This window comes from Clostridium bowmanii, from assembly GCF_018861315.1.
Classification (GTDB): domain Bacteria; phylum Bacillota; class Clostridia; order Clostridiales; family Clostridiaceae; genus Clostridium_AD; species Clostridium_AD bowmanii.
Genome location: NZ_JAHLDL010000055.1, coordinates 1 through 17,656 on the forward strand (window position 1 = coordinate 1; position 17,656 = coordinate 17,656).

General features: G+C 30.7%; 17 protein-coding genes. 12 read left to right on the forward strand and 5 right to left on the reverse strand.

Translation table 11 applies throughout. The features are described from left to right. Nucleotides 1-335 precede the first annotated feature (335 nt). The 9 genes from KPL51_RS21760 to KPL51_RS21800 all read left to right on the forward strand — a co-directional run bounded on the left by KPL51_RS21760 (nt 336) and on the right by KPL51_RS21800 (nt 8,205). The gene (locus KPL51_RS21760; RefSeq protein WP_216166316.1) at nt 336-1,232 is read left to right on the forward strand and encodes a nucleotidyltransferase domain-containing protein; all 897 of its coding nucleotides are present in this window, start codon (nt 336-338) and stop codon (nt 1,230-1,232) included. Between the two features lie 26 nt (nt 1,233-1,258). Continuing rightward, a complete protein-coding gene (pdxR, locus tag KPL51_RS21765; RefSeq protein WP_216166318.1) occupies nt 1,259-2,665 on the forward strand; it encodes a MocR-like pyridoxine biosynthesis transcription factor PdxR in 1,407 nt (468 codons plus the stop codon). A gap of 32 nt (nt 2,666-2,697) precedes the next feature. Next, complete coding sequence (locus tag KPL51_RS21770; RefSeq protein WP_216166320.1) at nt 2,698-3,357, forward strand: HEAT repeat domain-containing protein; 660 nt, start codon at nt 2,698-2,700, stop codon at nt 3,355-3,357. 64 nt (nt 3,358-3,421) lie between these two features. Then, on the forward strand, nt 3,422-4,063 hold the full coding sequence (locus KPL51_RS21775) for a YigZ family protein (RefSeq protein WP_216166322.1): 642 nt from the start codon (nt 3,422-3,424) through the stop codon (nt 4,061-4,063). 197 nt (nt 4,064-4,260) lie between these two features. Next, nucleotides 4,261-5,001: a YebC/PmpR family DNA-binding transcriptional regulator gene (locus tag KPL51_RS21780; RefSeq protein ID WP_216166324.1), complete on the forward strand. Its 741-nt coding sequence runs from the start codon at nt 4,261-4,263 to the stop codon at nt 4,999-5,001. A 319-nt stretch (nt 5,002-5,320) separates the two neighbouring features. Next, the gene (locus KPL51_RS21785) at nt 5,321-5,902 is read left to right on the forward strand and encodes a leucine-rich repeat domain-containing protein (RefSeq protein ID WP_224854668.1); all 582 of its coding nucleotides are present in this window, start codon (nt 5,321-5,323) and stop codon (nt 5,900-5,902) included. Nucleotides 5,903-5,994: 92 nt separating this feature from the next. Next, nucleotides 5,995-6,165: a hypothetical protein gene (locus tag KPL51_RS21790; RefSeq protein ID WP_216166327.1), complete on the forward strand. Its 171-nt coding sequence runs from the start codon at nt 5,995-5,997 to the stop codon at nt 6,163-6,165. 155 nt (nt 6,166-6,320) lie between these two features. After that, a complete protein-coding gene (locus tag KPL51_RS21795) occupies nt 6,321-7,391 on the forward strand; it encodes a peptidyl-prolyl cis-trans isomerase (RefSeq protein WP_216166329.1) in 1,071 nt (356 codons plus the stop codon). 598 nt (nt 7,392-7,989) lie between these two features. Then, nucleotides 7,990-8,205 (forward strand): hypothetical protein, encoded by a 216-nt coding sequence (locus KPL51_RS21800; protein WP_216166331.1) that lies wholly within the window; start codon nt 7,990-7,992, stop codon nt 8,203-8,205. Between the two features lie 281 nt (nt 8,206-8,486). Here KPL51_RS21800 and KPL51_RS21805 read toward each other — a convergent pair whose 3' ends face one another. Both KPL51_RS21805 and KPL51_RS21810 read right to left on the reverse strand, forming a co-directional pair. Then, nucleotides 8,487-8,933, reverse strand: a complete 447-nt coding sequence (locus tag KPL51_RS21805) for an RrF2 family transcriptional regulator (protein ID WP_216166333.1) — start codon at nt 8,931-8,933, stop codon at nt 8,487-8,489. Between the two features lie 312 nt (nt 8,934-9,245). Then, the gene (locus KPL51_RS21810; RefSeq protein WP_216166334.1) at nt 9,246-9,545 is read right to left on the reverse strand and encodes a hypothetical protein; all 300 of its coding nucleotides are present in this window, start codon (nt 9,543-9,545) and stop codon (nt 9,246-9,248) included. 182 nt (nt 9,546-9,727) lie between these two features. Between KPL51_RS21810 and KPL51_RS21815 the strand changes: the two genes are divergently transcribed. Next, a complete protein-coding gene (locus KPL51_RS21815) occupies nt 9,728-11,392 on the forward strand; it encodes a ribonuclease J (protein WP_216166337.1) in 1,665 nt (554 codons plus the stop codon). A gap of 83 nt (nt 11,393-11,475) precedes the next feature. Here the strand turns inward: KPL51_RS21815 and KPL51_RS21820 are convergent, their stop codons facing one another. The 3 genes from KPL51_RS21820 to KPL51_RS21830 form a co-directional block, all read right to left on the reverse strand. Continuing rightward, on the reverse strand, nt 11,476-12,588 hold the full coding sequence (locus KPL51_RS21820) for an amidase domain-containing protein (protein WP_216166339.1): 1,113 nt from the start codon (nt 12,586-12,588) through the stop codon (nt 11,476-11,478). Nucleotides 12,589-12,603: 15 nt separating this feature from the next. Next, nucleotides 12,604-13,539, reverse strand: a complete 936-nt coding sequence (locus KPL51_RS21825) for a M15 family metallopeptidase (RefSeq protein ID WP_216166341.1) — start codon at nt 13,537-13,539, stop codon at nt 12,604-12,606. Between the two features lie 230 nt (nt 13,540-13,769). Beyond that, nucleotides 13,770-14,639: an SDR family oxidoreductase gene (locus tag KPL51_RS21830; protein WP_216166343.1), complete on the reverse strand. Its 870-nt coding sequence runs from the start codon at nt 14,637-14,639 to the stop codon at nt 13,770-13,772. Between the two features lie 439 nt (nt 14,640-15,078). On the opposite strand from KPL51_RS21830, the gene KPL51_RS21835 reads away from it, so the two are divergent. Together KPL51_RS21835 and KPL51_RS21840 are read left to right on the forward strand one after the other, a co-directional pair. Then, nucleotides 15,079-16,353 carry a DEAD/DEAH box helicase gene (locus KPL51_RS21835; protein WP_216166345.1) on the forward strand — a complete coding sequence of 425 codons (1,275 nt, stop codon included), beginning with the start codon at nt 15,079-15,081 and terminating at the stop codon, nt 16,351-16,353. Nucleotides 16,354-16,760: 407 nt separating this feature from the next. After that, nucleotides 16,761-17,489, forward strand: coding sequence for a hypothetical protein (locus KPL51_RS21840; protein ID WP_216166347.1), 729 nt, complete (start codon nt 16,761-16,763; stop codon nt 17,487-17,489). Nucleotides 17,490-17,656 lie beyond the last annotated feature (167 nt).

Genomic DNA, 17,656 nt, shown 5'->3' on the forward strand with positions numbered 1-17,656 from the left:
GGTTGCAGCGAGGAAGTAAGAACACTTCTTGAACCAACGTTAGCTTTAGTATAGCTGGTTTTATTTGTTGTTTTTAAATTACGAATTGAAGAAAATTGAAAGAAAAATTTGCAACTGTGAAAAGTGTAGTGCTATAATGGAGGATAAAGGAATAATACAAGAATTTTATGATGATTACACTGCCAATATGGAGATTGATGATAATAATAAATTTTGTACTCATATATATAAGTGCAGCAATTGTAATTTTTTCAAAAGAATTAATGTTAATAAAGTATACATATAAAGGTTTATCTTTAAGGCACTAAAACACTTAAAAACTGGGGGGAATGGGAATGACAAAAACTATTTTACAATATCAAAAGGCATTTAATAGTGTAGTAGATAGAATAAAAGTTGATGAATCTGTTTTATCAGTGATGGTTTTCGGAAGTATGGTTACCGGTGATTTGTGGGAAGAATCTGATATTGATCTTTTCGTAATTGTTAAGGAGAGTTTCTCGAAAATTAGAGATATACATACTGAGGAAAAAGGTGTTCCTGTTCATATTAAACTCATGGGTAAAGAAAAATTTATACAGATTTATGCTGACAATCTAAAAGGCGGATATATACATAGAATTTTCTCATCTTCAAGGTTAGTATTTTCAAAAGATATGGATATAACGGTAAGGTTTGACGGCGGTAGATTTTTCCCGGATGTTGATAGAGAACGTTGGGGTATGTGTTTTTTAGGAAAACTTTTAAAGGATATAGGGGTATGTAAAAAATACTTGTCAAGCAATGGTATATATACTTCTTATAGTACTGCTTTAAGGTGTATAGAGAAGTACTCAAGACTTTTTGTTAACTCCTCAGGATATATGATTAGCAAGGACGTTTTGTCAATGGCTTTGAATTTAAATGATGGGTTTAAACAATGTGTTGATAAATTATTTTTTGAAAAATCAAATGTTGCAGAGACTATTCAAGAGACTATGGATTTTTTAGAAAAAAGCATAAACAAAAATATTAAGAGCGACTGTGCCTTGCTTTTAAATTATATGAGAGAAAAAGATATGTTTCTAAGTGCAGAGGAAATTATGGAAGAAGATTTGTTTAAGGACTTTGATATAGACATGGAAGAATTGCTTAATAAACTATGGGAAAGAGATATTATTAAAAAGGAAAGTAGAGATTTTAAGTTGAACAAGGATAAAATCTTATTTAAGCAAAATGTTTACTTTGTTTAACACTTTTAAAGTAAATGGGTGGATATATGCATAAATATGAAATCGAATTTAGTAGTGAAATTCCAAAGTACTTAGAAATATCAAAGTATTTTAAAAAAATGATTGATGAAAATAACTTTGACGATGGTGAAAAATTACCTTCTATAAGGAAGCTAGCAAAGATATTGAAGGTTAATGAGGTTACAGTAGTTAGTGCTTATAAGAAGCTTGAGGCTGAGGGATATGCATATCAAAAGATGGGTAGTGGAACTTATGCTAAAAGAAGAGATACAAACATAAAGTTTAAAAAAGAATATTCTAATACTTTAAAAAAAATCCATGGGGAAGACCTTAAAGTATATGTGGATTTTACAGGTGAAATCACCAGTAGTGAGTTTTTTCCAGTAACAGTGTTTAAAGATGTATTAAATGAAGTTTTGGATAGAGATGGTGCAGAGGCTTTCGCGTATAAGGAATCTTTAGGGTATGAGGGACTTAGAAATAGTATAAGTAGTTTTTTTTGGGACAATAAGGTTAATAATGAAGACATATTGATTCTATCAGGTGCACAACAGGGTATTGATATAGTGTCAAAATCTATAATAAATGTTCATGACAATGTGGTTGTAGAAAAGCCTACATATGGTGGTGCACTAACGGTTTTTAAATGGAGAAGGGCTAATATATTTGAGGCCGAAATGTTAGAAGATGGCATAGATTTGCTACAATTTGAAGAAATACTAAAAAAGAATAGAATAAAATGTTTTTATGCTATGAGCTATTTTCAAAATCCTACAGGAGCCACTTATAGTTTAGAGAAGAAGCTTAAAATATTGGAACTGGCAGAGGTATATGATTTTTATATTGTTGAAGATGATTATTTATCTGAATTAATATATGACCAAAAGCAATATAAGAGTTTTAAGAGTTTGGACTTAAATGATAGGGTTATTTATATTAAGAGTTTTTCTAAGATATTTCTTCCAGGAATAAGGCTAGGATACATGATATCACCTGAAAAATATAAAGAGTATATTCAAAATTCAAAAATCAACACAGACATATCAACTTCAAGTCTTATGCAACGTGCTTTGGACTTATATATAAATAAAGATTTATGGAAGGAACATATAAAATATCTTAATATGGTTTATAAAGAAAAATATGATTTTATGTTAAGTTGTATAGAAAAGTATTTAGGTACTAAGGTTAGTTATTTCACTCCAGGAGGAGGAATTAATTTCTATTTTAAAGTAGCTGATAATTTAAAGATTAATTCTATGGATTTATTCTATAGGTGTAAAAATAGAAAAGTTTTAATTACACCAGGAGTTTTATTTTATAAGAATGCAGAGCAAGGGAATAATTATTTTAGATTGAGTTTTTCAGAAATAAGAAAATCTCAAATAGAAGAAGGAATAAAAATTATCGCAGAGATATTGTGTGAAAAGTAACAAAAATATCTACAAGGCAAGGAGAGAAACTTTTGAAAAAGGGATTAGTGGACTTTGATTGGCAGTGCATTAGCGAATATTCTCAGGAGGAAATATCTTACTTCTTATTTTTAGAGGGCAAAACTATGGATGCTATATGTAAAATAAGAAATTTAGATAATTCCATTGTGCAAAAGCATATTATAGATGGTAAAATAAAATATAGATTTTTAGTTAAAAGCAATGACCCTTCTGAACTTTTTAAGAGTATTGCTAGTGCTGGAAAAGAAGATAAGATTAATTTCTTAAATTCAATGGGCGAGGATAATAAAAATAAATTAACTGAGTTAATAAAAACTAGTTATGGAGAAATGTTTCCTAGAGACAAAGAGGCTGCAGTATGGATTTTAGGGGAATTAAAAGAAGCTTCTTGTTTAGATATTTTAATTAAAGCTTCAGTGAATAAATCAATAAATATAAGGAGAATGGCAGTTTCAGCTATGGGAAAGATGGGAGATAATAGAGCGGAAGTGGCATTAATTAGAGCCCTTGGAGATGAGAATCCACAAGTGATAAGTTATGCAATAAAATCTCTTGGGAAGATAAAAAGTGAAAAAGCTATTACAAAAATAAAGTACTTATATGAGAACACAGAAAAAAAATACATAATAGATGCTGCAGAGAATTTTTTATTATTGATTGAGAAAATATAGATGAAACTAGAGGCTTACCTTGAATTTTGTTTTAGAAGATTTATGGGTAGACGGGAGAAATTGAATGAGTTGTTTTACAATAAAAGATGAGGCCAAAGCAGAGTTCAAGGAGAAAAAATCCGTTTTTATTGGACATGGCAAAAGAGTTGAAACTGAAGAGGAAGCTAAAGAATTTATACAAATGGTTAAAGATGAGCATAAAGAAGCACGTCATAATGTTTATGCTTATATAATTGGTGAGAAAAGAATGATACAAAGATATAGTGATGATGGAGAACCTCATGGCACAGGAGGAATCCCTATGCTAGAGGTTTTAAAAAAGAGCGAACTTACAGACGTTGTTGTTGTGGTTACAAGATATTTTGGAGGAATCCTCCTAGGTACTGGAGGCCTTGCAAGAGCATATTCTAAAGGCGCTTCTCTAGCTATTAAAGAGGCTGGGGTAGTGGAAAAAGTTAAAGGTATTTCCCTTAAAATAGAAATCGATTATGACTTACTTGGAAAGCTACAATATGTGTGTGCAGAAGGAAACAATCATATAGAAAATATAGATTATACTGATAAAGTGAAAATTAATATATTATGTGAGTTTAATAATTTAGAAAAATTTGAATCTCAAATAACTAATGTTACATCTGGAAAAGCACTGTTCGAAGAGGATGAACCAAAAATGTACTTCAAATTAGAGCATAGATTGTACGAATAATATGTGGATATGCCTTATCATTTGGTAATTGTGAGAAAAGTGTAAATACTTTTCTTTTTTTATTTGAAAAGTACTTTCTTTCTATGATATAATGGAAAAGTAATGTACTTATAACTAATTCATAGAATTTTTGCTATATATTAGACATGGCTTAGAAAAATTTCACACATAAAATAGTTAGTTGGGAGGAATTTCAAATGTCGGGACATTCAAAATGGCATAACATACAACAGAGAAAAGGTAAGATTGATGTTATAAGAGGTAAAATATTTACAAAATTAGGTAAAGAAATAATAATGGCAGCTAAAAATGGTGGATCTAATTTAGATATTAATGCTCATCTTAGAGATGTAGTTGCAAAAGCTAAATCTAATAACATGCCTGCAGACACAATAGCTAGAGCAATTAAAAAAGGTGCTGGAGAGCTAGAGGGTGTAAATTACGAAGAAATAGTTTATGAAGGCTATGGAGCAGAAGGTGTTGCTATAGTTGTGGTTACACTAACAGATAAGAAAAATAGAAGTGTTGCAACCGTAAGGCATGCTTTTGACAGACATCATGGGAATATGGGAGCAGCTGGATGCGTAAGTTGGATGTTTGCTAAAAAAGGACAGCTTATAATAGAAAGAACAGAAGAGATGGATGAAGATGAAATCATGATGCTAGCTCTAGAAGCAGGTGCGGAAGATTTTAACGCAGAAGAAGAAATGTTTGAAATTATAACAGCTATAGAAAACTTTGGAACAGTAAGAGAAGCGCTAGAAAAGGCAGGATTTGAATTTGCTTCTGCTGAGCTTACAATGATACCTGATAACATGATACCTATTAGCTTAGAGGGTGCAGGTAAGGTACAAAGGCTTATAGATATGCTTGAAGAGAATGAAGATGTGCAGGATGTCTATCATAATGCAGAATATCCTGAGGAGTTTGAGGGATAGGGCGACAAGAGGTAATTGTATAATGGTAAACGTTTAACAAAATCCTTCTATGATGGCATACGAATAAGTTAATATACTTATGTTATGGAAGTGCGAGTTGAACACCTTATTATATTGGTAAATTCAATATGATAAGGTGTTCTTTTGTGTTAATAAATGATGCGTTAAAAGAAGCTTAGTATAATAAAATATATATTGTAGTGTTTTAAAATATATGGTAATGTACCAACTGGAATAATTATAAATAGCTACAATGCAATCGTATATGGATGATTTGGTTAATCCTTGTGCTCAAAACTAAGATGCCTATGAAGTGGTTATGAAGATATTTACCTTGTATAACGAATTTCAAGGTATGGTTGAGGCTCCTGCGGGTAATTCGACATTTTATAACGAAAGATACAACAAATTAGATTCTATAGATTTAGTTACCCAACCAATCAGCAACTTAGAACCTTTAAGAGGAATGACTAACATAACTACTTTGAGGTTATCTAATAATATAATTACCAATATAGAGCCATTGCAAGGGTTGACTAACTTGGATACTTTGCAAATATGGGATAGTAATGTTACCGATTTAACACCATTAAAAGGGCTGACTAACTTGACTAGGTTGTGGCTAAGAAATAATAAAATTAGCGATATAGCACCATTAAAAGGGTTAACTAACTTAGGGGAGTTGGATTTATCAAATAATCAAATCAGCGATATAACACCTTTAAAAGGATTAACTAATATGGACGTATTACATTTAAATTCTAATCAAATCACAAATGTAGAAGCTTTAAGTGGATTGACTAAATTGACTTGGTTGACTTTAGATACTAGTATGATTACTGATTTGTCCCCAATTAAATTTTATATTGACAACCCTAATAAATATATATACATCAGTTAGGGTTAGAGATAAAGTTAAGTTGACTTACCCTTTAATTCAACAATATGATAGGCTAAGTAAAATTGATATAAACCGAGGGAGGAATTTAAATAATGAAAGTGAAAGTAAAGGTAAGTGGCGATAAAATAATTGAAAGAAGGGTAACTAAGGTAAATAGTACAGGAATGATGTATGTTAGATACCAAAATAGATATCATCTAATAGGAAAGTATGATGAGCTAGAAATGCCAAAACTATTTGAATTAGGAAAAAAGATAAGTTAAAATCAAACACGGATTATATTATTGTAAATTATGGTCATAAGTAAGGTGCTTTTTTATTACCTGAAGCTCCTACTTCTAAAGTGTGGTAAGTTCACAGCGCGCTTATTTAAATAGATCAATAGATAATTAAATAATAAATAAAAAGGGGTTTAATAATGAAATTTAGAAAATTAATTATATCAGTAATGATAGTTACAGTGGGGCTAACCTTAGCGGGGTGTGGTAAAAAAGCAACTACCAAAACAGTAGAAGTACCTGCTAAAACAGCAGAAGAAAAGGTCATTGTAGGTGAAATAGAAGGAAAGAGTATTACATTAGCTGATGTTTATGCAACAGATTTAAAAACTAAAATAAAAGAGCTGAAAACTAAGTATGGTGAAGATTTTGCAACTACTCAAGACGCGGCCTCTAAAAAAGAGTTTGATACCGCTAAAGAACAATATTTAAATCAGATAATAGAAAAGAAAATTTTATTTAAAAAAGCAACAGAGTTAAAGGTTACACCTACAGATGAAGCTTTAACTAAAGCAGTGGAGGCAAGAATTACAGCTTCAAAGGCTAATTATGACAGTGAGGCAGCTTTTACAGCAGATTTAGCAACTTATGGATATACTTTAGACACTTTAAAAGTAGCGTTTAGAGAACAAGAAATAGGCCAAGCAGTTATAATATATTTAACAAAAGATATAAAAATAACCGATGCAGCTATTAAAGAGTACTATACAGCAAACAAGGAAACTTTTGTTGACTCAGCGACAGTAGCGACTAGGCATATATTATTTCAAACTGAGGCAGAAGCAAAAGTAGCCGATACTAAAATAAAAAATAAGACTGTAACTTTTCAAACACTATTTAAACAATATGAGGCGAATAAAGCAAAAGTAACTGCAGCTGCAGCAAGTGCTTCAGATAAGTTATTGCCTATATCTGAAGATTTAGGAGAAATTGCTAAAACCAATGCTAATTATGATCCCGATTTTATGGTAGGTTTAAATGCTTTAAAAACAAATCAGATATCCGCACCTGTTAAATCATCATTTGGTTATCACATAATTGAAGCTAAGGCAATAAAAGCAGCAGTAAAGAGAACATTAGATACAGAAGTTACAACTTCGATAAAATCATCTTTATTGAATGCAGAGAGTGAAAAAATATACAAAGCTAAGATGGTAGAGTGGAAAAAAGAGTTTAATGTTAAATTATACTTAGACGTTCTAAATAAATAAGATTCAAATAACTTCCAGTTTCCTTATTAGAATTTTAGTGAGTAGGAGGAATTGTTATTAAAAAGCTTATTGCAATTATCAGAACTATTTTAGTTGTTATAGCATGTTTATTATTAGTTTTTGGCATATTTGCTTGGGTATCGGGATTAAGAATAAGCGATTCTGAACTTCTGCCAATAATGGCATCAAGTAGTTTGAATTTACTTCTATTATTGGTTTACTGGATATTGGGGATAGGATACATCAAACCCTCAAATATACAAGAAAGTAAGCTTGTTAGAATTTTATCTAAAGTTGGATTTGGAGGTAATACAGTTCTATTTATATGTTCTATATTAATTATTATTGGATTTGGGATTATGCCTTAATTGTGATTAGAGAACTTAATTTAACAAATAAAATATTATACAGCAATTGTAGCTTCTATATTTTACAAAGGATATAGAGGCATTTTGCGCCTTATATCGAATTATATGGTATAAATTCAATTGAATTAGGATGAAATTATTAGGTATTGTATAACATTTTAAATGAATGTAAATTATTATTATTATTATTATTATTATTATTATTATTATTATTATAAGGAGATGAATACTTGAATAACAAGGAAAAAAAGTTTGTTCTGGATTGGAATTTGTTGATAGCTATAATATTGGGGAGTATTGTAAAAGATGTAGTCGAGGGTTTTATTGGATTTAAGCGTACCACAAATGGTTTTAATAGTTTAAATTTTGTAGAAGATATATTAATATTTTTAATTTGTGCTTTGCCTTTGTATCTTCTGGTGAGAACAATTAGAAAAAGAAATTAAAGTCCCAAGAACTACAAAATTAGTGGAGTAAATTGAAGATCACGGTGGATTTGCTATTATACCTTTTATTTTTGGATTACCAAAATAAAAGATTTTACATTCTTAGTGTAGATACATAGAATAAAATTTAAGTGTTATTATATTTTGAGTTAGAGATTTTTCCTGATTTAATATTATTAGATTTACGTAAAATAAAGATAAACTATTATATAACAGCTTATCTTTATTTTACTTTATATGTTAATTTGAATTTAGAAAATTTAGATGATAGTATTTCTTGATTATATTATAAAATCTAAGGTATATTCTGTATTGAGACTTTTGTACTTTTCTACAAGATCTTGTAGAGTAACAGAATCCATAACTTTATTGATTTGTTCATTAACCTTTTGCCATACCATGGTGTTTATACAAACCTTTATTGTTTTATCAAGTCCTAGGGCTCCATCATCATCACCAGTAATACTTAAATCACCTTCAAGTATTCTTAAAACTTCACCTACAGTAATTTTTGAGGCTACTCTTGATAAAGTATAACCGCCCTGCGAACCTCTTGCACTTTTTACAAGCTTGGCCTTTCTAAGTACCGAAAAAACTTGTTCTAGATAATTTTCTGAGATAGCCTGTCTTTCAGCGATAACTTTCAAGGGAATATATTCTCCCAATGAATGCACAGCAATGTCAACCATTGCTCTTAAACCGTATCTTCCTTTAGTAGAAATATTCATGGTGTGTCAATTCTCCTTATCTATACTAAAATATACATATTACGCATAATATAATAGTTATTCATTCAACTAAATATTACTATATTAAAAAGAATAAGTCAAATTTAGGTTTAAAGAAATACTTACTTTACATAAAATTTTAGCATATGTATTTGTTTTTTTTGTTTTATAATATATTATATCTTTACAATTATGAAATATAATGACTAATTATTAAAATATACCAAGTCTAAAGCATAAAAGAAAATTCGGAAAAAAGCCATATTATTTTAATAGGCTTTTTTCCAAATCCAATTGTAGGACTATGGTAAACTAAATATTTTCAAATTCATTTAACGTTTTTAATTTGTTCTCAACCTTCATTTTGTCAACTCGTATGCTATCTAATTGTTGTATTAATTTCTTGTTTTCAACTTTAAGGGTTTTGCTAGAATTGTGTTGAAGGCCAGTTTCTGCAAGCTCTAATGAATACTGTAGCTCCTGTTCTAGTTTATTCTTATAAGTTTCTTCAAACTCTTTCTCAACTTGAGTTAATTCTTCATTTAAAGTTGTTTTCATGCTGTCAATAACCTGTCTTGTAACTTCAGATTTAATTTGCTCTTCAGTCTTCATATTAATTTATCTCCTTATATTTTATTGTTTTAATAGTTTTATTCATACTATTAGGGTGCTCATTAATTTTTTTAGTATTCTATAAGGTATTTTCAAAAAAAGGTATTAATTTCATAATACAAGGCAAAAATAAAGAAAATGGAATTAATAATTTGATGCATATAAATTAAGGAGAGGATTTAGTGGAAGACGAAGAGTTTATAAAGGTTATTCCCTTGGGAGGCCTTGGAGAAATAGGTAAGAATATAACGGCATTTGAATACGCGGATGAAATTATTGTAATAGACTGCGGTATATCATTTCCTGATGAGGAAATGTATGGTGTGGATCTAGTAATTCCAGATATAACTTATTTAAAAAATAATGCGGAAAAAGTAAAAGGCATTTTTTTAACGCATGGACATGAAGATCATATTGGAGCATTGCCATATATCCTAAAGCAATTGAATGTACCTATTTATGGTACTAAATTAACGTTGGGAATAGTTGGTAATAAGTTAAAAGAGCACAATTTATTATCCGATTGTGAACTCCACAATGTGAATGCAGGTGACATAATAGAACTACAAAACCTTAAGATTGAATTTATAAGGGTAACACACAGTATAGCGGATTCCTGTGCTATTGCAATTCATTCACCGCTGGGTGTAATATTACATACTGGTGATTTTAAGATTGATTTTACTCCTATTGATGGATTAGTCATGGATTTAGAACGTATCTCAAATTTAGGTAAAGAGGGCGTAATGCTTCTTATGGCTGATAGCACAAATGTAGAACGAGAAGGGCATACAATTTCAGAAAAAACCATTGGAAAAACTCTAACAAGAATAATTTCGGGCGGAAAGGGAAGAGTCATTGTAGCAACCTTTGCTTCAAATATTCATAGGATGCAACAGATTGCTGATGCTTCTGTAACGTATAATAGAAAAATAGTTTTTAGTGGAAGGAGTATGGAGAACATCTCACAAGTAGCTATGGAACTAGGATATCTTCATATACCGGAAGAATACATTATAAGTATGGACGATATGCGCAATTACAAAAGCGAAAATATCACAATAATAACTACAGGAAGTCAGGGAGAGCCTATGGCAGGCCTTGCTAGGATAGCTTTTGGCACTCATAGAAAAATAACCATTGAACCAGAGGATTTGTATATTATTTCTGCATCTCCAATTCCAGGCAATGAGAAACTTATATCTAGAGTAATAAATGAGTTATTCAAAAGAGGAGCAGAAGTAATTTACGAGGATTTAGAAGAGGTGCATGTATCAGGCCACGCATATCAAGAAGAAATAAAATTAATTCATGCACTAGTTCATCCTAAATATTTTATGCCAGTTCATGGAGAATACAGGCATCTGAAGCAACATTCTAAATTGGCCCAAAAATTAGGTATGCAGGAAAAAGATATATTTACCATGGAAACGGGGCAGGTATTAGAGATTACAAAGGAAGAAGCTAAAGTCATAGGGCGGGTACATACTGGATCTGTATTTGTAGATGGACTTGGGGTTGGTGATGTTGGAAGTATAGTACTTCGGGATAGAAAGCATTTAGCAGAAGATGGTATGCTCACTATAGTAGTTACATTGGAGAGAGAATCGTATAGTATTATTGCAGGACCAGATATAATAACTCGTGGATTTGTATATGCGAAAGAATCAGATGAATTGATTAATGAAGTAAAAGAGATTGTAAGACTTGAACTAAATAAATGCTTAGACAATAATATTATTGAGTGGTATGTATTAAAATCAAATATGAAGAAATCTGTAGAGCGATATCTATATGAAAAAACAAAGCGTAGACCAATTATTTTTCCGATTATTATGGATATTTAAAAAATAGGTGCAACAACTTCGTAAGTGGCATAAATCATATTAAAAGCTGAGGGTTTAATATCATCAGCTTTTAATATTTTTTATTAATAATGAACTCTAACTAACCAAAATCTTATGCTTTTATTGCTCCATCCAAGGTCCCAGGGCACTTTATTTCTATCTGAATTATGACAACTAACTAAGGAGTATCCTTTTGAATCTGCTCCTGTCACCACAGAAATATGAGTGACATCATTTTTCTTTTCGTAAGCAACAAAATCTCCTGGTAGTAGGTTGTAACTAGCTTTATATACTTTGTCATAGCTACCATAGGCGATAACTGATGCTCTACCACTATTTGTCATATATTTAATGAAACCATCTGCATTGAGCCAACCTCTTGTTGCTCCGTTTTTGTCATAGTTCCAAGCAGAATTTTTTCTGAATTTTCCACCTTCAAAAAGAATTTGTGATGCAAAGTTTGCACAATCACCACCCTGGGGATTATAGTCCCTATATTTTTTATTATACTTATATTCAAATTCTGCTGTACTTGCAGCACCACAATATTTATCAGCATATTCTATAGCATTTATTCTCCTCTTGTGTAAAGTAGAAAATTCTCTTGCACTTTGAGATAGAATATGGGCTTTTATGGAGTCAGCCTTTATATTATCTAAATTTAGCGAATCTCCAAAAGGATCTTTATACCATTCTTTAGAAATTATCCAAGAGCCATCTTTACTAGTAAGTTGTAATATGTGGTATGTTCCAATTCTTGATATGTTTTCTATCTCTGGCTGATTTTCATATACATACTTATACTCTGTGGAACACAATAAGTAGACGGAACAATTATCAATGTTACCTTTGATTGATTTTATTATTATCGTTGGTGTAATACCGATAAACTTAACTCCTTGTTTTTGTGCCCAATTATTAATATAGTTCATTTTTCTTTTTTCATATTCATAGGCCCAAGTTCCATATTTTGTGTTCATGTTATAAATTGATTTTATTAATTCTAAATCACCGCTGAGTATAGCTTTGTTTCTTCTTTGGAAAATCTGCTCTATATAGCTAGTCACTTCTTTTTTTGAATCATCCGTAGCAGCATAGGGGTGTATGGAGTAGGTAAGCTGTAAGGAAAGAAGCATTATAAATACAAATAATCTAATTTTATAGGATTGTAATTTTTTCGATTTTAAGAAATTCATAATATTCTTCTCCTATTATTTTATTAATGCATCTATTTTATCTACGGCATTTTTTATAGGTAATTGTTGTAATGGCGCACCTTCATACCAGGGATTTTTTGAATCCACCCTATTTGTGAAATATTGAGCCTTTAAAATAAATTCAGGCCTGTATTCGAAATGAAGAATATCAAAGTGTGACCATTTGCCTCCCCACACAAAACCATAGTTTTCAAAAATTTCAACAAGGTTACTTGGATAGGAGGATAATCGTTTTTCTCCAGCTTCTTTAGAAGCCCATTTCCAATAATCCCTCTTATCACTAGCAAGATCAATAGCAATTCCAAAAGCATGAGGGCTCAATCTATTCGTACCTGAAATTACCCGATAATTAAAAGTACCACTGCAAGGAAAAAGGCACTTTCTCACATTTTGGCTATCTTTTGAAAGGAGCATTACTTCTTTCATAACAGATTGTAGTGATTTAGCTGCATAATTATTGCTATTGAATTGATAATTAGTGTAACCTACCTTAACATTTGTAAGTTTATACTCTATAGCTTGTTTTGATGTGCCATAAACTTCAGATAACAATTCATAGCACCTTAAACGACCAGGGTCAAAATTGTTTTCCATAATACTTTTAATAGGCGAAAGGGGATAGATTTGTTCTAGAGTATCTTGAAGGTCGGGGCTTGATAGTTTTTCTTGAAAAATTTTGTTTTTTTTGTCATCGTAAAGTATTTTCTTCCCAGACTTCATTACTAGATATACAAATCCATTATTTGCTTCGATATTTGTTATATATTCAGGATAAGCTATCATTAGGCAGAGTAGGTCCTGCTTCATTGTTATATTATAGGTATTATCTCCTGAAATAAAAGCAGCATTTGTAGCCTGAATTACTGTTATGTTTCCTATATTGAGAAGTAAACTAATAAGAAGTATTAAGGCATTTTTTTTCTTTATCATAATAATCTCCTTTACAAAAAAGATAACATTGTCATTGAAAGATTTTTGTTGAAATTACAATGAGTAAAAATACTTTTTAATAACACTTTTGCTATATATAATTGCCTATGTACCTCTATTATATGTGTGGATATATTAACAAATTCAGTAAAAATATTTCCATATTCAACACTAAAAAATAGGTGCCATCGTGACAAGTGGCAAGAAGTATGCCACTTGTCACGATGGCATTAGCCATTTATAATAACTCCACCATTAACATGGATAGTTTCACCGCTTATGTATGAAGCACCCTCAGAAGCTAAAAATACATAAGTTTCAGAAAGCTCTACAGGTTGACCTGGTCTTCCCATAGGAGTTTTGTTACCAAATTTACCAACCTCACTAGCACTGAAGGAAGATGGTATAAGAGGTGTCCATATAGGACCTGGAGCAACTGCATTAACTCGGATTTTTCTACTTGCTAGGGAAAGGGCTAGCGAGCGAGTAAAAGTAACTATTGCTCCTTTAGTTGAGGAGTAGTCAATTAGTGTTTTATGGCCTTCATAGGCTGTAACTGAGGAAGTATTTATAATTGTAGCACCCTCTTTTAAATGAGGGAGTGTAGCTTTCACCATATAAAACATAGAAAAAATATTTGTTTTAAAAGTTTTCTCTAGTTGCTCCACGGTAATATCCTCAATGCTATTTTGGGGATGTTGCTCTGCAGCATTGTTCACAAGGATATCGATTTTATTGAAAGCACTTATTGTTTTTTTTACAGCATCATTGCAGAAATCATCTTCGCCTATATCTCCAGGAATTAAAATACACTTTCTACCCTTTGCTTCAATAAGTTTTTTTGTCTCCTGTGCATCCTTATGTTCATCAAGATATACTATGGCTATATCAGCGCCTTCTCTGGCATAAGATAACGCAACTGCTTTACCAATGCCACTATCACCACCTGTAATTAAGGCAACTTTATTTATTAATTTTCCAGAGCCTATACAATTTGGATCATCAAAAATAGGCATTGGATTCATAAGTGATTCGAGTCCAGGTTGTTTATCTTGTTTTTGCTCAGGTACGCTGGTAGGAAAATTAAAGTTTTCATTCATAACAATAGCTCCTTCTTTAAATCAAAATATTTTGTAGACATAGTTTATGATAAATCTCTATTTATATTCATTTCTTATTAAACCTATAACTATTATGTTGCAATAGTTTTTATAATAATTAGAAGAATAGCAAGAAGAGTCGAAATATGATATAATTAAAAAATATGAGTGCAACGAACAATTAAATTAAAATAAATATAAAATTGAAGTTGATATAAGTGAAACAAATTTATTTATACATAAAGACCTATAAAGTCAGAGTTAAAATGAAGATTAATCAGCCTAAATATACTCATATGACTAATAAAGGGTGGTTTCTTAGATGCAATATAATCATGTACGAAAGTTGTTGTTTCCAATTTTCAAGAAGATTCATAACAGGATATCAGTGATTTGCGACATTTAAAGTTCAAGACGACCACTTTCAAAGGAGAAAACAATGTTATTCGAAAATTTAAATCTCATTACACCAATAAAAAAAGCCTTAGCAACGGAAGGGTATGTAGAAGCTACACCTATACAAGAGGCATCTATTCCTAGTATATTGGCAGGAAAAGACTTTCTAGGATGTGCTCAGACAGGAACTGGAAAGACCGCAGCTTTTGCTATCCCTATACTTCAAATTCTTTGTGGAAAGCAAAAGGTTATAAAAGGACCTAAAAATATAAAGGCACTAATACTGGCACCAACTAGGGAACTAGCAATTCAAATTGGAGAAAGTTTTGATGCTTATAGTAAGCATATGAATCTTACTAGTGCAGTTATTTTTGGTGGTGTATCACAGAAAAATCAAACTGAAGCATTAAAAAATGGTGTAGACATACTAATTGCAACAACAGGAAGATTACTTGACTTAATGCAACAAAAATTTATTAATATACATCATGTGGAAATGTTTGTGCTTGATGAGGCAGATCGTATGCTTGATATGGGATTTTTGCGTGATGTAAAAAAAGTTATAGCGCAACTACCTAAAATTAGACAAACTATGCTATTTTCAGCGACTATGCCACCAGAAATTTCAAAACTAGTGGATTCTATTCTTGTTGACCCAGTAAAGGTAGCAGTGACTCCTGTTTCATCTACTATTGAAATTATTGAACAATCAGTGTATTTTGTAGATAAGAAGGATAAAAAGCCACTTCTTATACATTTGCTAAAAGACAAGTCCATAATTTCTGCTTTGGTATTTTCAAGAACAAAACACGGGGCTAATAAAATCACTAAGGACCTTAACAATTCAGGAATAGAGGCACAAGCTATTCACGGGAATAAATCTCAAAGTGCTAGGCAACTTGCCTTGAATAATTTTAAGGCGGGAATTACAAGAGTTCTAGTGGCAACAGATATTGCAGCAAGAGGTATCGATGTAGATGAATTAACTCATGTAATCAATTTTGATTTGCCCAATATACCAGAGACTTATGTTCATAGAATAGGAAGAACTGGTAGAGCTGGGCTTGGTGGAGTTGCAATATCCTTCTGTGACGTAGAAGAAAAACCTTTTCTTAAGGATATTCAGAAGCTTATAACAAAATCAATACCAGTAGTGGAGGATCATCCTTATCCTGCGAGCAATGTACCAATAGTGGCCATTAAGGATAATGCAAAAAAAGCTTCTACTGGAAAATCTTCTTCAAACGGTTATGCGAGAAGAAATGGGAAAACTCAAGCGAGAAGTCAACAACCTAGAAATTCTAGGGCATCAAGATAGATATAATAAGATAAAAAGCATAAAGCCAATGATTATATTAAATAATCATTGGCTTTACTAATCCATATTCACATATGGATGAATCCATATTCACATATGGATTCATCCATATTTTAAATTGCATATGGACTTATTTAGTAATCTCCGTTTTTAGCCTTAGCAATACTGCCTACACTTAAAACTATAAATCTTTTGATTAACATAACTAACATCTCCCCACTATGTGTTTAATGTTGGCTAGTTGATTACAGTAATAGTATATCCCAGGTATAAAAATATATACATAAAATCAAAAATAATATAATATTTAAGTTTAAAAAATCATTAGATTTTGCAGAACATCAACAAATATGGTAAAATATATTTAAATGGAAGTGGATTATTTGACTTAAGGAGGGATTATATCATTGCTAGAAAATAATGAAATATACGATTCTATCCTAATAGAATTTAAGCTTAGTAATCCTATTTTAGAAGGAATGAAAAAATCAATTGAGGCTTTAACTAAAGCTAGAAATGACATATGCAAACTTTTGAAGATACCAAAATTTACGTCTGAAATTATAGATTCAAATGAAAAATTGTTTTTCATAAATATAAAAATAAATAAATCAAAAATAGAAGGTTATCAGAAAAAACAAATAGAATTAAATGATAATATTAAAGTGAGCAAACATGAGATTAAGATTATTAAGATTCATTTAAATAAATTAGAAGGTGAACTTGCATTAGAACTACAACAAAGTAGAAAATTAAATCAAGATTTTCGTATTTTTATCAAAAGGGAAAAGTTTAAATTTATAAAGAAGATTATTTTTAAAAATTATAGAAAAGTTTTTTTAAAGTATTCTAACGGACTTTATATAAAAAATAAAATCATGGAATGTAACGAAAGAAAAGAAAAAATACGAAAGAAAAAGCGAAAGTTTGATAACAATCAACAAAGACATAACAAAAAAATAATTATGGATAGAATAGCCATAGCAGAAATGAGAAAAAGTATTATAAAGATGCAAAATCAAATTAGCTTTTTTCTTATAAAAATTGAGAAGTTAGAGCAATATAAAGAAATAGAAAGTAAATTTATATTAGAAGCAGACTATTACCGATCTTGTGCGAAAAGCCCACTCCTTTAGATGTGGGATGGATAGCATTGAACGTTAGCGCAATCATTATATTTATATAGACTAAATATAATGTATAAAATAATTCAAAACATACACAAATAGTACTATAATAAATTCATGGAAAATAAATATAGGAGAACACAAACGACAGTAAGTTTAATCAACTATCATTTTGT